Consider the following 16,323-nt stretch of genomic DNA (forward strand, 5'->3'; position numbering starts at 1 on the left):
AGTTTGTCCTCTAGGTTAATCTCGGGGCAGGGACGAGGCCCCGATTTTGATGACATCTGAAGCATTCCGGCACTTCATCGGCGGTTCATTTTCATTCGTCTCCGTAGCCCATACCTGCCGGGGTCTCATCCCCGACTTTTCGCCTTAACGTTCACCACCGTGACTTTTGGTCACCGCAGCTTAAGGTGGTTTGGAGCCTCCAACTGCATAGCGGCTCCGAGGGGCCTACCCTCATCTCTTGTGTAGCACAGCGTCTTTCGCACACCTTAGGTGTACTCATTCACCTTCTTGGCACAACGTCCCTTTTGCTTCATGAGCAGTGGTTCGCCTTAATTGCCTTTGTGGTGGGGTTTCTCTTTTGGCGGTGGCTCCTTATCGTCATGGTCTTTGGATTTCAGGGGTGGGGCATGACGCTGTTCACGGTCGTGTATGTCGCGGCTGTCAGCTGGTACTTTCGCTCTGCAGGTGTCAGGCAAAATACCGAGGCGCGGCTGTGGCTAGCGGTGGTGTTGGCGACGGCAATGTCGTTTGCTGTTTGGAACGCGCAGACGATTGCGCCGTGGCGATTTCTGTTCTTGTTTGGAGCCGCGACTTATTGGGTGGTAATGGCTACCGGCAACACAGCTAAAGGTAAGACCAGCGACTGGAGCGTATTAGACTTCTTGAACGGAATTATCGCCGTGCCGTTTCTGGGCTTAGGGCTACAATACCGCAGCCTCGCAGGCATTAAGCGACCGGGGATGGGGATAGGCCGTAAGGCTTGGCCGAGCCTACTGGGCCTTGGTTTAGGGCTAATCTTTATATCGCTAGTCATGCCCCTCCTTAGTGCCGCCGATGCCGGTGGCTTTGGTGAGGCTTGGCGCTGGCTGTCCGGCTTTCGCCTTAATCTTGGCATACCGCCGCTGCTTAAGCTGCAGCTTGTGCTTGGCATACCTACCGCCGCATACATTTTTGCGTTGGTCGTAGGTAACAAGCTGCGCGGCATAGAGCGGCAGGATAAGGCAGCCGCGCTCCCCGAAGCTAGTCTCGCGGGATATCGCCTTATGCCGGTCGTTACCGCCGCGACGCTGCTCGCAGTGATTAATGCACTGTACCTAGCGTTCATTGCCGCGCAGCTACCGTACTTCTTCTCGGCCTTTCTCGGGCGCCTGCCCGAGAACTGGGTATCCGTCGCTGAGTTTGCAAGACAAGGCTTTTTTGAGCTCTGTGTCGTCGCGGTGTTAAACTTAGGTGTAATCACCTTCGTCCGCCTCGGCACGGAGGCAAAGATAAGCAAGAGCGTTGTCACACAGAGTATGCTAAGTCTGTTGTCTTTGTTAACACTGCTACTTATCGGCACAGCCTTTAGTAAGCTTTGGCTTTACATTGACCAGTTTGGCCTTACCATGATGCGAGTTAAGCCTGCCGCAGTTTTGACTTTGCTTGCGGTAGTATTCTTTAGCCTCGTACTCGGTGAGAAGTTCCGCTACTCGCGCGTGCGCTTGGCGGTAGCGACCGGAGTGCTCATCATGCTGGCCTTTTCTTGGCTAAACGTAGAAGGCTTTGTAGTCAATTACAACGCGACGCGTTACTTGGACGGCACGTTGTCGCAATTTGATGTCGGCGTGCTCTACCAAGTGGGGATAGCAGGCGTGCCGGTAGCGGCGCGATTGTTAGCTTCAACCGATAACCTTGCGCTCCAGGCGCTCTTGCGCGGGTATTTGTCTCAACAGAGAGAGAGCGACCGCCTAGTGACGCGCGAGCGGGAGCTCGGGTATGGTCTCTTGATCGAAACCTGGCAGCGCCGTCGGGCCCGCGAACTGATGGCTGACGTAGAGCCACACGCCACACTTGACGAGGTCTTAGCTACCGTGGCTCGTTCCGGCGACGCAGTCGCGCGCTTTCCTAATATGCAGGTTATGGTCGGGAACAGGCTGATGGTTTTGGAGCAGGTAGAATTTCCCTATGCGGCTTTTCATGCCATGCACGCGGAGGAAACCGATGTGTTGTTAATGGACTTGCGCGATGGGACCGTGCTGATGCAGGGGCAAGCAGTGCAAGAGCTGTTGCGTAAGCACTGGGCGCATCTCATTCCTAGCGACAGCAATTTGCATGGTCGGGGTGGGGGGGCAACACTTGAAGTCCTGCGGCTGTTCGGCTTGTCGCCGGACGGGGAGAATCTAGGCCTGCTTTTCGTTGGCCGCGGCGGTATGTTTCACGGCATGGGCTTAGTCGGCTTCTTTGATTTGGCTACGATGCGGCCGCATCTGATGGGAATGGCTAATTTTGGCAGTGCCTTCGCGTGGAGCCCGCGCTGGCCGACTGGCGAGCGGCAGGTCACTTGGGAACCGCAGTGGTCTCCTAACGGGCAATACATCAAATACGGCAACCCGGGGTTCGTCTTTGATGATGGGAGTTTGTTACCACCGTATAACGATCCCGTTAGCACTTTGTACATCGACTGCGTGAGCAGCAAAGAGAGGATAGCGAGTATATCGGGCGAGCAAATGCTAGCGCAACTTTTCCCGGGCCTGACGGTCACCGACTTTAAGCCGTGGATTCGCCAAGTCACTTGGGAAGCTGACGGCGAGTCGCTTCGCTTTAGGACTGTGGCCGTCCGTGGGGTAGAGGACCACCGCTACCGCGACGCCGCGTTGCGTCAGCGGGTTAGGCAGGAACTTGGGGAGGCCGAATGGCGGGTGAACGCAGACGGCAGTGATTTGCGCCTACTATCACTGGTGCGCCCTGAGTAAGTCCAGTAAGACTATCTGCGACGCAAAAGAAAAGAGAGCGCTTCCCAGCAGGGAGGCGCTCTCTTTCAGTCTAGCACATTCTTAATTTGCGGATATCGTCTTTCATGCGGTTGATGTCCACGAGGAAATCCTCGATGTCCTGTTCGTGTTCGATTTCGTCGTTTAAGATTTGCACAGCCATCTGGTAGGTGGCGTGGTCTTTGCCGTTAGTGAAGCTAGCGATTTCTTCGTAACGGGCAATGGCGCAACGCTCTCCCTCAAGATTTTGCGTCAAAATGACCTCGATGTAGGGGTCAGTGGGTTCCTCGTAAGGGCACTTCGCGAACTTCGGCCACTGCGCGGGATTAAGTAGAGGAGTTCCACCTAGTTGTAGGATGCGATCCACTAGCAGTTCGGCATGCGCAAGCTCTTCGGTGGCGTGCAGTAGGAGCTCCGGCTCAATTTCACTGCGCATGGGCCCCTCCATTACGCGAGCTCCAATCCAGTACTGGTAGTACGCTAGCCACTCCTCAGCGAGAGCTTCATTAAGCATTTGAATCAACTTGTCGACATCGAGATTGGCTATACTGACAGACTTCTTACCCATTAGATCAGCCTCCTTTGCGAGAATCGTTACTGCATGCACTATAGCATGAGCCGTACTAGGTGTCAATCGCTGGACGACCAGTGGGGGCCGCTTCGGTGCTGTCTACAGCAAGGTGATACCAGCTCTCTCGCAGGCCGCGGCAGTCTCGTCCGGCCACACGCTAGCCTGTACTTCCCCGATATGGGCCTTGCGCAGAAAGAACATGCAGATGCGCGACTGCCCGATGCCGCCGCCTACAGTCAGGGGGAGAACATCCCTCAGCACTTTACTGTGGTAGTCAAGCTTGGCGCGCTCCTCGCACCCGCTTAGCATTAGCTGCTCCTGCAAAGCATGCGCGTCGACTCTAATGCCCATCGAGGAGAGCTCTAGTGCTGCTTCGAGCACCGGAAACCAAAAGATTATGTCGCCGTTAAGACTCCAGTCGTCGTAGTCAGGTGCTCGCCCATCATGTCTAGTCCCAGAGAGAAGCGTGCCGCCGATTTGCGAGATAAACACGGCCCCCATTTCCCGCGCGATAGCGTTTTCGCGCTCTTTAGGGCTTAGATTAGGGTAGCGATTCTCTAAGTCTTGTGATGTGATAAAAAAGATATCCTCCGGCAAAGATGGCACGAGCGCAGGATAATGCGCGTGCAGATGCTGCTCGGTGTGCCTAAAGACTCTGTAGATGCTTCGTACGACATCCATTAAATGCGCATGCGTCCTCTCGGAACGGGAGATTACGCGCTCCCAGTCCCATTGGTCGACGTAGATAGAGTGAGTGTTGTCGAGCTCTTCGTCGCGGCGAATGGCATTCATATCGGTATAGAGGCCGCTGCCCAAAGGGAAGCCATAGCGGTAAAGCGCCATGCGTTTCCATTTGGCTAGGGATTGCACTACCTCCAGCTCTAGCGACCCAGGTCCGTAGGTTAGAGCGCGTGCATCAAATCCCACCGGACGCTCGCTGCCGTTTAGGTTATCGTTGAGTCCGGATTGTTGCGTCACAAACATGGGCGCAGACACTCTCGTTAAGTTCAGCTCCTCCGCTAGTGCGTTCTCAAAGAAGTCCTTGGTGCGCTTAATGGCAATTTGGGTGTCTTTGACTCCAAGCAGCGGTTTATAGTGTGCCGGTACGATGCATTTGCACATGTGCCTAACCTCCTGTTAAAAATATAAAGAGCCTTTCATCCGTAAAGGACGAAAGGCTTGCTTCCGTGGTACCAACCTACTTGAGCTGAGAGCTCGCTTAGCGACCGCCCGCAGGCGGCCTCACATTAACGGCGTGTCCCCGTTCAGGCCTACTTTCGCTAAGATTTCGGGTGAAAGCTCCGAGATGTTCTTCTGCGCGAGCATCGTATCGGCTTCCCAGCACCGCCAACTCTCTGTGACTACTTCCCGCGCGTACTTTTCCTCATCAACGCTTGTGCGAATGTAATTGCCTGAAAGTATACCGCTTGGCGTGCGGGGTGTCAATGCGGTAATTTATGGGATACAGCGCTGGCCCTACCGCGAGAGGTTAAGCCGCATATGCTCGGGGACCGGGAGTTCTGCCCCGAGTGAACGAGCTGCCGTAATAGGCCAATGCGGGTCGGCTAGCGCGGCGCGTCCTACCGCTACGAGGTCGCAGTAGCCTTCGCGCAGCGCAAACTCGACTAGCTCAGGTTTGCCTAGTATGCCTACGCCAATCACCGGCACCGATACGACCTGTTTAACCTGTTTGGCGTAGCCAAGCTGATAACCCGGCCAGACCTGCGGGCGCACAGGCAGTACTCCGCCGCCGCTTACGTGTATGGCATCAATTCCGTCTGCGGCGAGCGCGGCAGCTATCCCGGCAGCATCTTTGGGCGTATATTCGTGCTCGGTGCCGCTAAACTCGGCGCCCGAAATGCGCACTGTAAGCACGGCCTCCTCCGGCAAGGCGTGTCGGCAACTCCTGACCACTTCCCTAAGCAGCCGGAGTCGGTTTTCGCCACAGCCGCCATACTCGTCGGTGCGGTTGTTGGCGAGGGGAGAGAGGAACTCATGCAGCAAATATCCATGTGCCGCATGTATTTCGATGACCTTAAAGCCCGCCTCCCATGCGTATAGCGCCGCCTGTGCAAACTCCTGCACCAGGGCTGAGATCTCTGTTATCGTGAGCGCATTCGGTACGGCATGGTCGCGCGAGAAGGCGACTGCCGATGGCGCTACGAGCCGCTTCACGTGACGCCAAGCCTTGCGGCCGGCGTGAGCAATCTGAATGCCGGGCGCTGCCCCGTTATAGCTAACAATCTCCGCTATACTTCTAAGCCCCGGGATTTGCTCCCGCGACCACAGGCCTAGATCGTTGCCAGAAATTCTGCCGTCAGGATGGATTGCCGTAGCTTCGAGCACTACCAGACCCATTCCGCCCAGCGCCCTGGCCCCGTAGTGCGCTAAGTGGTAAGGTGTGACATGGCCGTCCTCGCGTGCTCCGTACTGGCACATTGGGGGGAGCACTAAGCGATTGCGTAGCTCTAGGTTCCTTACTCGCAGGGGAGTGAACGAAAGGGCGCCCGGAGAAGCTTTGGGATCCATGTGAACAACTCCTCACTCGTCTTTGCCTGATAATATTCCTTAGGCGAGAAGCAGTCAAGCCATCGCTTCCACGCAGCACAGCACGTCAGCAAGGTCGAAGGGTTTTCTCAGGACAGCGCGGAAGGAGCCCCAAGGCGGGAGGATGTCGGCATGCAAGAGCGACCCTGTCATGATTACCACAGGAATATGGCGCAGTTTAACATCGGTTTGCATAAGTTCGACCAGCGTTCTGCCGTCCATCTCGGGCATGTGCAGGTCAACAAATGTGATGTCGGGCACTTGCTGCTGGAGTAGCTGGAACCCGCGCCTACCATTCGGGGCGGAGGCTACGTCGTGTCCATGTTCAAGCAACAGCTGCGTGAGCACCAGGGTAATGCCGGGCTCATCCTCAACGATAAGCACCTTAGCCAACGTTCTCTCTCCTTTCTTTACTTGTATAGACAATTTACCAACTATATGACGCAATATTTGTCAGTGTGTGTGTGGAATTCATGTGATTTTTTGGCGCTTGCTGTCGACCGTTGTCGAGGCCTGCTAGATGCTTGACGACAACTGCTCACGACGCGCATACTCTGATACAAAGCGAGTTTGGGGGAGTGAGTTTGTGGAAGTAACTACTGCGCTGCTTAGCGTTGGGCACAGATTTCGGCCGGGGCGCGCAATTGTGCCGACATCTATCACCGTACACAATACCGGTAACCCACGCAGCACCGCCGCTAACGAGCGCGCTTGGCTCGACAATCCGGTAAACTTAAACAGCGGGAACTTCGCCTCGTGGCACTATGTCCTAGACGAAACAAACATTATACAGGCCATCCCAGACTTTGAAATGGCCTATCACGCCGAGTCCGGCAACGCCGCTTCTATCGGCGTAGAGATATGTGAAAGCGGCAATCAGCACGTGGTGTGGCGGCGAGCAGTGTTGTTTGTAGTGAGCCTGTTGCGGCGCCATGGGTTTGGCGCGGAGCAGGTGAGAACTCACCGCGACTGGACAGGCAAAAACTGCCCACGCCTGATTCTGCCGGAGTGGGCTAGGTTTATGCGCGACATCCGCTTAGAGCTAGGTGAACAGCCCTCTTTTGCCAATGTCCCCATTGAGATGAACGGTGAAACTCGCGAGTTTCCCGGATTTATGGCCTCCGGCAGAAGCTTCGTGCCCACCCGCATGCTGCTCGAACAGCTAGGATACGCCGTCAGCTGGGATGAAAACACCGGACGTGTGGTTATAGATAGAGAGATTCTTCAGGTAACCACGGCATCCGAGCGCTGGGTGGGCCGCCAGCTGTGAGCTTTGAGCCGCGCCTGTATGTCGCTTGTCCCTTGTCGCTTGTCGCTTGAGGGGAATGGGCTGTGAGCAGTGAGCTTTGAGCTTTGAGCTTTGAGCTGTAGTGGGGTGGAAAGGTCAAAGGCATAAGGAGATCCGGGGGCCATTGCGACATCGCTCTACTGGGCACTGAGCACTAGGCACTAGGCACTAGGCACTAGGCACTCCCTCTACTAGGAGCCGGCAACCCCACTCTCGCACTTGCGCCCATAGCAACACTACCGAAAAGTATGATATCCTAAGCATGAACAGACAGGGGGAGTCGCACATGCTTAGGGATATGACACAGGGGTCACCCGCGAAGTTAATTTGGGCCTTTAGCGTACCTATGTTTATTGGCAGCATCTTTCAGCAGCTTTACAACATGGTCGATGCCATTGTAGTGGGGCGGTATGTAGGCCCGAATGCGCTTGCGGCGGTAGGGACAAGCTTCCCCATCATTTTCTTTTTGGTTTCAGTAGTGCTAGGGATGACGATGGGTTCCGGAGTCGTAATCTCGCAGTTCTTTGGGGCGAAGGACATGGTCAGGACGCGCCGCGCCGTCGTCACGGCTCTTTCCTTTCAGCTGATTTTCGCGGCCTTTCTGGGTGCGGTGGGCGTCGTTCTCAGCCGCCCGTTGCTGTTACTGCTTAACACGCCAGACGTAATCTTAGGTGACGCCACCGCCTATATGCAGATATTCTTTGGTGGCATCTTGTTTATGTTCGCCTACAATGCCTTCGCCGGCATCCTGCGGTCGTTAGGAGACTCCAAGACGCCGTTATACTTTTTGATTATCAGCAGTCTGTTAAATGTCGGCCTTAATATTTACTTCGTCGTGGGCTTAGGTCTTGGCGTGCGAGGTGTGGCGTGGGCTACCCTCATAGCCCAAGGCATTTCCTCTGTGCTTACGTTCGTTTACATTTACAAGCGAGTGCCCCTGCTGCAGTTTACGCGGGCAGAACTTGTGTTTGACTGGGGCATCTTCTGGACAATGGTGCGCATCGGCGCCCCGTCCTCGCTGCAGCAGGCTCTAGCCTCGGTCGGCATGATGGTAGTGCAGTCTTTGGTTAACTCATTTGGTCCGGTGACGATGGCGGCTTACACGGCGGCTAGTCGCATGGACTCCTTCGCCATGATACCGATTATGAACTTCGGCATGGCTGTATCTACTTTCACCGGACAGAACATTGGAGCTAACAGGCTAGACCGCGTGACTGAGGGGCTTAAAGCTACCTTAATGATGGTCATCGCGGCTTGCCTTATCGTCTCAGTGCTCGTGTTTTCTGCCGGCGGGCAGATGATTCGGCTGTTTATAACCGGGGAACAAGCAGAGATTGTGGCGCAAGGTATTGACTATATGCGCACTGTTTCGGTGTTTTACGCAGTTTTCGGCGCACTAATGGTGTTCAACGGAGTGTTGCGCGGGGCAGGCGACGCTTGGATACCGACTCTCACAACGATGACGAGTCTGGCGATACGCGTAGCCTCTGCCTATATCCTAGTGAATACCGCACTTACCTACCGCGGCATCTGGTGGTCGATACCGATTGGGTGGTCGGTAGCTGTTCTTGTCCCAACGTACCGCTATTTCTCCGGCGTCTGGAAGACCAAAGCCGTTGTGCGGCAAAGCTTGCTCGCGCAAGTAGAACCCGCGACTGACTAGAGGGACTCTCTCCCACCTCACGGCAGAGCGTTTATTATTTGCTCCAACAGGTAGGTCGCGCCGCGCGGGCCTACGAAGGGCGTACCGTCAAAGAGCTGTGTCTTGTGAATGTTCGGATTGGCCACCTGTATTTTGGCGGGGATTTCAGCCCCCATCTCCAGCAAAACACCGTCGCCGAGCAGTAAGGTCGGCTTTTCGTCATGCAGCACTTGACGGCGCCTGTCTTCGCTTGGGGCAAAAACAAGGCGTTCCGCCAACTCGTCACTTGTACGCAGAGCCGCACTGGGACGATTGTGGTTTACCAGCACTTTGCGTACGTCTATACCTATTTCTCTCATATACCCGGCCATGCCGACCGCCTGGTCGTAGTTGCCGGACACTACGCACGAAACTTGCGTCTTGCCAAAAAACGCGCGGCGGAAGTACATGGTGTGCTGACGCGCGGTGCGTCCGACCTCTTCTAGATATGTCTTGTCACAGTTTAAGCCGAACGCTGCCGCCACTTGCCTCAGCCACCCGACAGATCCCTGGTAGCCATACGGCGTGCCGTAGAAGTAAGGGATGCCGTAAGTGTCCTTTAGCGTTTCAGCACAGGGGATGCCCTCAAGGCGTGTGACCAGGTTATACGCGGCGTTAGACGCTCCGGCAATCTCCGCGACGGAAGTCCCGACAGTGAAGACGGCATTTGCCTTAAGCCCGAAGCACTCAGCCATCATCGACTTTATCTCCCGCACGTCCGAGCGGAAGTTGTAGCAGTCGGCGTTAGCGCCGATGATGTTAAACGTCTGTGCACTCTTCGCAGCAGGCGGAGCCACTACGTGTTTGGCCAAGGCAGCTAGTGCTTCCGTAACGCCGAACGCAAAGTCGCCCCTAAACCCGCCCCCGCTGATGGCGATTAGTTTCGCCTCGGTCGTGGGCTGTAAAGCGTGGCAAATAGTCTCGATGTCTGTCCCAATAATTGAGGAGATGCTTGACGCGAAGACAAAGATTACAGGCGGGCGATACACGGCGTCAATTTCGCGGATAGTGCGCTCAAGTCGGTCACTGTCTCCGGAAACGATGTCTGTTTCGTCCATATGGGTGGTAAAGAGGCGGGACTCCATCGCGGCATTAAGATGCATTAGTCCCTCGATGCCATAGTGGGTCGTGCCCGCGGGTCCATACTCTAAGATGCAGCAGTCCTTGATGGTCGATAGCGTCCACAGCGCGCCCATGCGGTCGGAGGCGAGGGGCAAAAACCTATACAGCTGCATGCAACTTCGCTCCTTTCGCATCTCCGAAGGCCTCTATGGCAGCGACAATGGTGCGAAGTACCATTAGGGGCACTTCGTAACCTAGCTTAGACGCCGCCATATCGACGGCTACTTGCACAATACCTAGCTCCATCAAGCGCTGTGGGTTCTCATGGCCGATATACACATCAGGGCGAAGCTCCGCGTATAGCGCCTGCAGCGGTGCGATGTTCGCAATGCGCGAGACATAGGGGTCGTAGCCTTGCCGCAGTATTTCTCCCATGTAAGCAGCGTCGTTTTGGTAGAGGTCGCGTGCCTGCACTAAGAGCGGCTGCATGCCAAGTTCTCCCAAAAAGCCGGTAAACTCAAACGCTAGGAGCGGCGTATTGCCGTAGATGAAGCGCTTGCCCTTAAGTACATGTGACTTTGCCGCGATAATGTCATCGAGCGCCCGTCTCTGGCTTTGCAGATGACTTCCTAGGTCTAGTCCGAGCTTCGTCGAAAGCTCCGTGTAGGCGGCCTCAATGCGCCGCGGCGACATGTACTTGTCAAAGTACACAAAGGGTACGCCGAACTTGTCTTGCATGATTTCTGCGAGCGGTAGTGCAGTGAAGTCCGTAACAATATTGAGGCTAGCGGACGTTGCTCTCATTAGTTCGGCGACGGTAGAGCGCGACGGGATAGCCAAGTTGACAGAAACCCCGTGGCTTGTGAGGAGTTTTAACAGCTCGGTATCTTCAATCTGCCCGTAGCGATGTCCAAGGATGTTGACCCTGCCTTCTTCGCGCGGCTCCGGCTGCATGAGCTTAGCTAGTGCCGTCAGAGTTCGCTCAATGCCCGGAATATGGCTATTGCATTTAAAGTGCTCCGTACGCACTACAAGAAGCTTAGCGTTAACCTCCGGCTGCAAGCTCTCGGCTAGCGCCTCATAGTCTTCGCCGATTACTTCTAGAACGCACGTAGTTACAATCATGATGGCCTGCGGCGTAAGTGTGGCGTCAATCTGGCGGATGGTCTTTTCGACTTTTTCGGCGCAGCCAAAAACGACGTCGTCTTGGTTGATGGCAAAGGACCAAAAATTATCCTGCATGTTGCTGTCGGCTGCCCGCCGCCCCATGTTGAAGGTCTGAGTGTAGTAGGTGCATTCATCCGTGCCAACAATTAGGACGACCATATCTTTGATATAGCCTGCCGTCAGCGCAACGCCAAAGAGCGGACAGTGGGTGCCGGGGAACTGCGCGTGGGACAACTGGCGTATATCCTTGGCCGTGCTTATTTGCGATACTCGCCTGAGCGAGCTTAAGCTGTAACTTGGTTGCATGCAAGTTCCCTCCTAGCGCAGGCTAGCCCTAAAGCGTGAAAGTACAACTTCCCAGTCAGCGGATGAAGGGCTATTTCCGCTTGGACATTATATACGTCCCGGAGTAGGGCAGGCGTCAACACATGGCAAGGTGTCCCCTCCGCTACCTTGCGCCCGTCTTTAATTACCACGAGGCGGTGGCTGTAGGCCGCGGCATGGTTCATGTCGTGTAGCACCATGATGACGGTGAGTCCAAGCGAGGCGTTAAGCTCTTTTACAAGCTCCAAGACCTCAATCTGGTGGCAGATGTCTAGGAATGTCGTGGGCTCATCAAGCAGCAGCACCTGCGGACGCTGAGCTAAAGCCAAGGCAATCCAGGCGCGCTGGCGCTCGCCACCCGAAAGTGAGTTCACGGTTCTATCGGCAAGCTCTTCAAGCCGTGTTTGCTCTATGGCCCACTCGACAATTTCCCTGTCCTCGTTGTTTAACGTTTCGTACCATCTCTGATGCGGTATCCGGCCGTAACTGACGAGTTCGCGCACGGTAAAGTCGGGCGGGCTGGTATGCACTTGCGATAGTATCGACAGTTTGGTTGCTACCTCGCGCGTAGGCAGTTTGTAGATATCGCGCCCGTCTAGATGAACAACGCCGCACGAGCACTTCATGAGGCGCGAAATGGCCTTAAGCACAGTGGATTTGCCGGAGCCGTTAGGCCCAATAAGGGAGACTATTTCCCCGGGACGCACGGCAAAGTCAAAGTCACTCACGACGTTTTTCTTGTCATAGCAGAGGCAGAGCTTCTCGGCGGTTATCATACGCGATACGAGCCCCCTTTACGCAGTAAATAGAGGAAGAACGGTCCGCCCACAACGGCCATAATGATGCCAACCGGTAGCTCGACAGGGCGGAAGATAGTCCTAGCACTCGCGTCTGCGACGATTAGCAGCAACGCGCCTAGGATGGCACTGAGCGGCAACATAAATTTATAGTCAGAGCCGATAAGCAGGCGACAGACATGGGGCACAATCAGGCCGATAAAGCCAATTAAGCCTACGGTAGACACAGAAATGCCGGCGAGAAAAGCCGCGACAAATGACAAGGCCGTTCTGGCGAGATTTACATTAAGACCCAGATTGCGCGCTGCGTCGTCGCCTAGCTGCAGCAAGTTAGCTGCCTTAATGCAGAGTAAGGCAACCACCAACCCTACAGCCGTGTAAGGCGCGAGCATGCGCACGTGGTACCAACTGCGCCCGGCGATACTGCCGTTAAGCCACATTAAAATGCCTTGGATGCGGTCGCTATAGAGGATTGAAAGAAGCGATGTGCCGCCGCCAAAGACTGCGTTCACCGCAACACCGGCCAAGATGATGCGAATTGGCTCGATGCCGCGCTTCCAGGCGAGCGCGAAGACCAGTGCGCAGGCAATTGCGCCACCTACAAACGCGGCAAAGGGAACTAAAGCCCCAAACTGGGGCAATGCCAACATAATGGTAACGCCAGCTAGGGCCGCACCTGTGGAGACCCCGGTTAGACCGGGGTCTGCCAAAGGGTTTCTCATCACTGCCTGCAGGAGAGCGCCGGAGAGAGCAAGGTTAGCCCCAACCATAAGCGCTAGTAGCATGCGGGGGAGACGTACGTCTAGGACGACAACCTTGGCTAAAGTATCTTCGGCACCAAGCAAAGCCTGCAAGATGTCCTGCGTCGCAAAGCTTAAGCTACCGAAACGGAGCGAGGCGATAGCCACAGTGCCAAGTAGGCCTAACGCTAGCAGCAGAACCAGTATCTTTTTCGCGGCCCTTAAGTCGCGAGGTAATGGACGCACGGCACTTCTTGCTGTCATGCGCAAAACCTATGGGTACATAAAGCGCGCTAGGGCTTCCAAGGCATCAATCATCGGGAGCCCAGGGTTAGACATAAACAGGTCTACCGGCAGGTCGATGACGCGACCGTTCTGCACCGCGGCAAGACGCCCCCATACCGGGTTCTGCGTGAACTCGCGTTGGAACATCTGGGCCATTTGTTCCGGCGACCCGTGCGAGATGCGCAGGATAATCTCGGGGTTAAAGGCGATTATGTTCTCCATGCTGAGCGGGATGGTCTGTGTGTGGCGGGCTACATTCATGCCTTCGGTGACATTGCGGCCGCCTAACATGCTGACCATTTCTCCGACATAGGAGTATTGCGTAGAGAGCATAAAGGACTGCGGTGTTCCCCAGATGATTAGCACGCGTGGTGAAGGCCTACCTTGCGCAGCCCGCAGAGCCGCGCGTTCGCGCTGGCGAATATGGTCGATTAGCGCCTGCGCGTGGTTAGCGTTGTTGAAGAACGCGCGCCCGAACATTTCTAGGTTAGCTATCACGTCGCTGTAGCGCTGGTTGTCAATAAAGTAGGCAGTCAAGCCGTGTTGCCTAAAGACAGGCGCGAGAGAAGGCTTAAAGAGAATATTGGCGATTACAAGGTCGGGTCTGAGGGCACGCAAACGCTCAATGTCGGGAGCCGCCGGACGGCCAACCTGCGGCACATCGCGCAATATGTGGTGTGCCCGCGCCGTCGTGGACATACCTACCGGCATAATCCCCATACTGGCGAGCACTCCTGCCGTGTTGACCGACAGCGCTACGATGCGGCGAGGAATTTCTTCCAGGACTAGTTCTGTTCCGTCTGTCTCGACGAGCCTAAAGACATGCGGCTCTGTGGGGGCGGGCGTAACAGCCGCAGGCGGAGTATGGACTTGCGGTGCGGGCGAGGGGGCAGGCGCTACGGGTGTTGTGGCCACCGGACGAGCTGCGGGTTGCGCCACGACTGGGGTGGATGGTGTTGGGGCAGGCGCGGCCACGCTTGGCGCAGGCGCAGGCGCAGGAGTTGTCGGTGGGGTTGTCGGCGCAGGCGTGCTTACGGGCGGATTCGTCACGGGCGGAGTTTGGGCTTGCTGGTTGGCAGGTGCAGGCTGCGCAGTTTGCGTAGCGCAACCGACAGTAAATGCCGCTAATGCGACTACGAGTGTGAGAGCAAGGAATTTTCTCATGGGAACTTCTCGCCTCCTAGTTTGGTTATATGGCTTCTGCAGTGACGGTCGGACGAACAACTTTGGCAGAGAGAGCCTTATAGACTCCGCTTACGTCAGAGTCAGGGAAGGCCTCGAGGACGGTTCGCCCTACGTTTTCGGCCTTTTGCACTAGAGGGTGTCGCGGAATGTAGTGGACTATCTCCGTGCCGATTTCGCGCGCGGCTTTGTCAACTAAGGCAGTCTCGTCTTCGACTCCCTTGGCGTTAAGGACTAGGCCGCTTAGTTTGGCATAGCCTCGCACACTAAACTGCCTGACTGCGTGCGAAATATTGGCCGCGGCGTAAAGCGACATCATCTCACCCGACGTTACTATGTACACTTCTTCGGCATAGCCACCGCGGAGCGGCATAGCAAAGCCGCCGCAAACGACGTCGCCTAGGACGTCGTAAATGACGACATCAGGGCGATGAACTTCAAAAGCCTTAAGCTCCTCTAGCTTTTCAAAAGCCGAGATAATGCCGCGCCCGGCGCAACCGACGCCTGGCGTTGGCCCGCCAGCCTCTACGCACAGCACACCGGCAAACCCTTGATGTACGATGTGCTCTAGTCTAAGGTCTTCCCGCTTGGCTTTAATGGAGTCAAGCACGGTGGGAATTACTCGTCCCGACATCAGGGTCTTGGTGGAATCGGCTTTTGGGTCGCACCCAATTTGCATGACGCGCAAGCCAGACACAGCTAAAGCAGCAGATAAGTTCGACGTCGTAGTCGATTTGCCGATGCCGCCCTTGCCGTAAATTGCGATCTTCTTCACTTAGTCACCTCTCTATGTCTTATGTGCGAATGAGAATCATTATCACACGAAGTATAGCACGCAGGTATTGCCAAGTCAACGGGCAGAGTGCAGGAAAATGCCTGCGCAAAGCGAACATAAGTGGCAATATGGCGCAAGGAGGCAACGGATGAAAGTCGCGTGTGTACAACAGAAGGTGAAGATTTTCCCCAACGACGATGCTTTTCGGGCTGAGATTTCCCGCTTTATGCAGCAGGCTAAGGCCACAGGATGTGGACTGGTCGTGTTCCCCGAAGGGGTGGGTGCCATGCTCGCGGCGCAATACTTGGCAGCTCCGCTAGTGCGGGTGCTGATGGCCGCCTACAACGAGGATGATGCTCACGGGCTCTTGTCGGTGGGTCAAAGACTGCTCGGAAAGCTTGTGGATACGGCCTCATCGGTGCAGGACTTGCCAGGCATTTTTAAGCAGACGTTAGACAAGCACGGCCTAAGCATGCGTCGCTCTTACTTACATATTTTTGCTGCGGAAGCACGCGCGCACAACATGTATGTTGTAGCCGGTAGTAGCTACTTGCCGGACGAGGTGACCGGGCGCATAGTCAACGCCTCCTATCTCTTTGGGCCGGACGGCGAGACTATCGGCTACCAGAATAAGATACATCTCTACGTCGAAGACAGGCATTTGTGTTCTCCCGGTGAGGAGATTAAAGTGTTTGCTACCGATTTTGGCAAGCTTGGAATTACCATCTGTTATGAGGGCATGTTTCCCGAAGTCGGGAGATTCATGGCTTTCCAGGGCGCGGAAGCCCTAATTAATGTGTCGGCCTGTCCGGGGGAGAGATGCTTCGCCAAAATTCGCGCCGGTGCATGGTCGCGCGTACAAGACAATCAGGTCTTTGGTCTACATAGCTGCTTGGTGGGGAAGAACGACCTGAGCCTCAAATTTAAGGAGCCATACTGCGGGCGGTCTTCTATCCTTGCACCGATCGACCTTACGCCCGATCTCTCCGGCGTTCTGGCAGAGGCGTCAAGTCTCGACAAAGAAGAGATTGTTGTTGCGGAATGGGACTTTGCGACGTTGCGGGCCGTAGCCGCTGCATCCGACACGCGCGTGTGGGAGGAGTTTGACTGGGAGGTTGTTCAGCGCTATCTGCCGCTGTACTCTTAGATAATAT

Annotated in this window: 14 protein-coding genes; 4 read left to right on the forward strand and 10 right to left on the reverse strand. The window is 55.6% G+C overall.

Features of this window, described 5'->3' with window-relative positions; all coding sequences use genetic code 11:
* The first annotated feature begins 305 nt into the window (after positions 1-305).
* The gene (locus tag KGZ66_08085; GenBank protein ID MBS3985551.1) at positions 306-2,732 is read left to right on the forward strand and encodes a DUF4173 domain-containing protein; all 2,427 of its coding nucleotides are present in this window, start codon (positions 306-308) and stop codon (positions 2,730-2,732) included.
* Between the two features lie 70 nt (positions 2,733-2,802).
* Here the strand turns inward: KGZ66_08085 and KGZ66_08090 are convergent, their stop codons facing one another.
* The 4 genes from KGZ66_08090 to KGZ66_08105 all read right to left on the reverse strand — a co-directional run bounded on the left by KGZ66_08090 (position 2,803) and on the right by KGZ66_08105 (position 6,261).
* Positions 2,803-3,318 (reverse strand): hypothetical protein, encoded by a 516-nt coding sequence (locus KGZ66_08090; protein MBS3985552.1) that lies wholly within the window; start codon positions 3,316-3,318, stop codon positions 2,803-2,805.
* A gap of 102 nt (positions 3,319-3,420) precedes the next feature.
* Positions 3,421-4,443, reverse strand: coding sequence for an aspartate--ammonia ligase (locus tag KGZ66_08095; GenBank protein MBS3985553.1), 1,023 nt, complete (start codon positions 4,441-4,443; stop codon positions 3,421-3,423).
* A 354-nt stretch (positions 4,444-4,797) separates the two neighbouring features.
* Positions 4,798-5,850: an NADPH dehydrogenase gene (locus KGZ66_08100; GenBank protein ID MBS3985554.1), complete on the reverse strand. Its 1,053-nt coding sequence runs from the start codon at positions 5,848-5,850 to the stop codon at positions 4,798-4,800.
* A gap of 54 nt (positions 5,851-5,904) precedes the next feature.
* Positions 5,905-6,261, reverse strand: coding sequence for a response regulator (locus tag KGZ66_08105; protein MBS3985555.1), 357 nt, complete (start codon positions 6,259-6,261; stop codon positions 5,905-5,907).
* A 193-nt stretch (positions 6,262-6,454) separates the two neighbouring features.
* Here KGZ66_08105 and KGZ66_08110 point away from each other — a divergent pair, with 193 nt between their 5' ends.
* Entirely contained in the window at positions 6,455-7,138 is a 684-nt protein-coding gene (locus KGZ66_08110; protein MBS3985556.1) for an N-acetylmuramoyl-L-alanine amidase, read from the forward strand.
* A gap of 304 nt (positions 7,139-7,442) precedes the next feature.
* Positions 7,443-8,819 (forward strand): MATE family efflux transporter, encoded by a 1,377-nt coding sequence (locus KGZ66_08115; protein ID MBS3985557.1) that lies wholly within the window; start codon positions 7,443-7,445, stop codon positions 8,817-8,819.
* A 17-nt stretch (positions 8,820-8,836) separates the two neighbouring features.
* Here the strand turns inward: KGZ66_08115 and KGZ66_08120 are convergent, their stop codons facing one another.
* The 6 genes from KGZ66_08120 to KGZ66_08145 are packed head-to-tail and all read right to left on the reverse strand — an operon-like array spanning position 8,837 to position 15,169.
* The gene (locus KGZ66_08120) at positions 8,837-10,072 is read right to left on the reverse strand and encodes a nitrogenase component 1 (GenBank protein ID MBS3985558.1); all 1,236 of its coding nucleotides are present in this window, start codon (positions 10,070-10,072) and stop codon (positions 8,837-8,839) included.
* Positions 10,059-11,372, reverse strand: coding sequence for a nitrogenase component 1 (locus tag KGZ66_08125; protein ID MBS3985559.1), 1,314 nt, complete (start codon positions 11,370-11,372; stop codon positions 10,059-10,061). Before KGZ66_08125 ends, KGZ66_08120 begins: the two co-directional genes overlap by 14 nt.
* Entirely contained in the window at positions 11,351-12,166 is an 816-nt protein-coding gene (locus tag KGZ66_08130) for an ABC transporter ATP-binding protein (GenBank protein MBS3985560.1), read from the reverse strand. Before KGZ66_08130 ends, KGZ66_08125 begins: the two co-directional genes overlap by 22 nt.
* The gene (locus KGZ66_08135; protein ID MBS3985561.1) at positions 12,163-13,191 is read right to left on the reverse strand and encodes an iron ABC transporter permease; all 1,029 of its coding nucleotides are present in this window, start codon (positions 13,189-13,191) and stop codon (positions 12,163-12,165) included. The genes KGZ66_08130 and KGZ66_08135 overlap by 4 nt, the downstream gene beginning before the upstream one ends.
* Positions 13,192-13,200: 9 nt before the next feature.
* Entirely contained in the window at positions 13,201-14,376 is a 1,176-nt protein-coding gene (locus tag KGZ66_08140) for an ABC transporter substrate-binding protein (protein MBS3985562.1), read from the reverse strand.
* Positions 14,377-14,401: 25 nt separating this feature from the next.
* Complete coding sequence (locus KGZ66_08145; protein ID MBS3985563.1) at positions 14,402-15,169, reverse strand: AAA family ATPase; 768 nt, start codon at positions 15,167-15,169, stop codon at positions 14,402-14,404.
* A 148-nt stretch (positions 15,170-15,317) separates the two neighbouring features.
* Here KGZ66_08145 and KGZ66_08150 point away from each other — a divergent pair, with 148 nt between their 5' ends.
* On the forward strand, positions 15,318-16,316 hold the full coding sequence (locus KGZ66_08150; protein MBS3985564.1) for a hypothetical protein: 999 nt from the start codon (positions 15,318-15,320) through the stop codon (positions 16,314-16,316).
* The last annotated feature ends 7 nt before the right edge of the window (positions 16,317-16,323 follow it).

It is taken from the genome of Selenomonadales bacterium (assembly GCA_018335585.1).
In the GTDB taxonomy this organism is placed as follows: Bacteria; Bacillota; UBA994; order UBA994; family UBA994; genus UBA994.

Coding starts and splice junctions, on each gene's coding strand:
- KGZ66_08095 (MBS3985553.1), bottom strand. CDS start 4,443: ATGTGCAAATGCATCGTACCGGCACACTATAAACCGCTGCTTGGAGTC.
- KGZ66_08135 (MBS3985561.1), bottom strand. CDS start 13,191: ATGACAGCAAGAAGTGCCGTGCGTCCATTACCTCGCGACTTAAGGGCC.
- KGZ66_08150 (MBS3985564.1), top strand. CDS start 15,318: ATGAAAGTCGCGTGTGTACAACAGAAGGTGAAGATTTTCCCCAACGAC.
- KGZ66_08090 (MBS3985552.1), bottom strand. CDS start 3,318: ATGGGTAAGAAGTCTGTCAGTATAGCCAATCTCGATGTCGACAAGTTG.
- KGZ66_08100 (MBS3985554.1), bottom strand. CDS start 5,850: ATGGATCCCAAAGCTTCTCCGGGCGCCCTTTCGTTCACTCCCCTGCGA.
- KGZ66_08115 (MBS3985557.1), top strand. CDS start 7,443: ATGCTTAGGGATATGACACAGGGGTCACCCGCGAAGTTAATTTGGGCC.
- KGZ66_08125 (MBS3985559.1), bottom strand. CDS start 11,372: ATGCAACCAAGTTACAGCTTAAGCTCGCTCAGGCGAGTATCGCAAATA.
- KGZ66_08140 (MBS3985562.1), bottom strand. CDS start 14,376: ATGAGAAAATTCCTTGCTCTCACACTCGTAGTCGCATTAGCGGCATTT.
- KGZ66_08120 (MBS3985558.1), bottom strand. CDS start 10,072: ATGCAGCTGTATAGGTTTTTGCCCCTCGCCTCCGACCGCATGGGCGCG.
- KGZ66_08130 (MBS3985560.1), bottom strand. CDS start 12,166: ATGATAACCGCCGAGAAGCTCTGCCTCTGCTATGACAAGAAAAACGTC.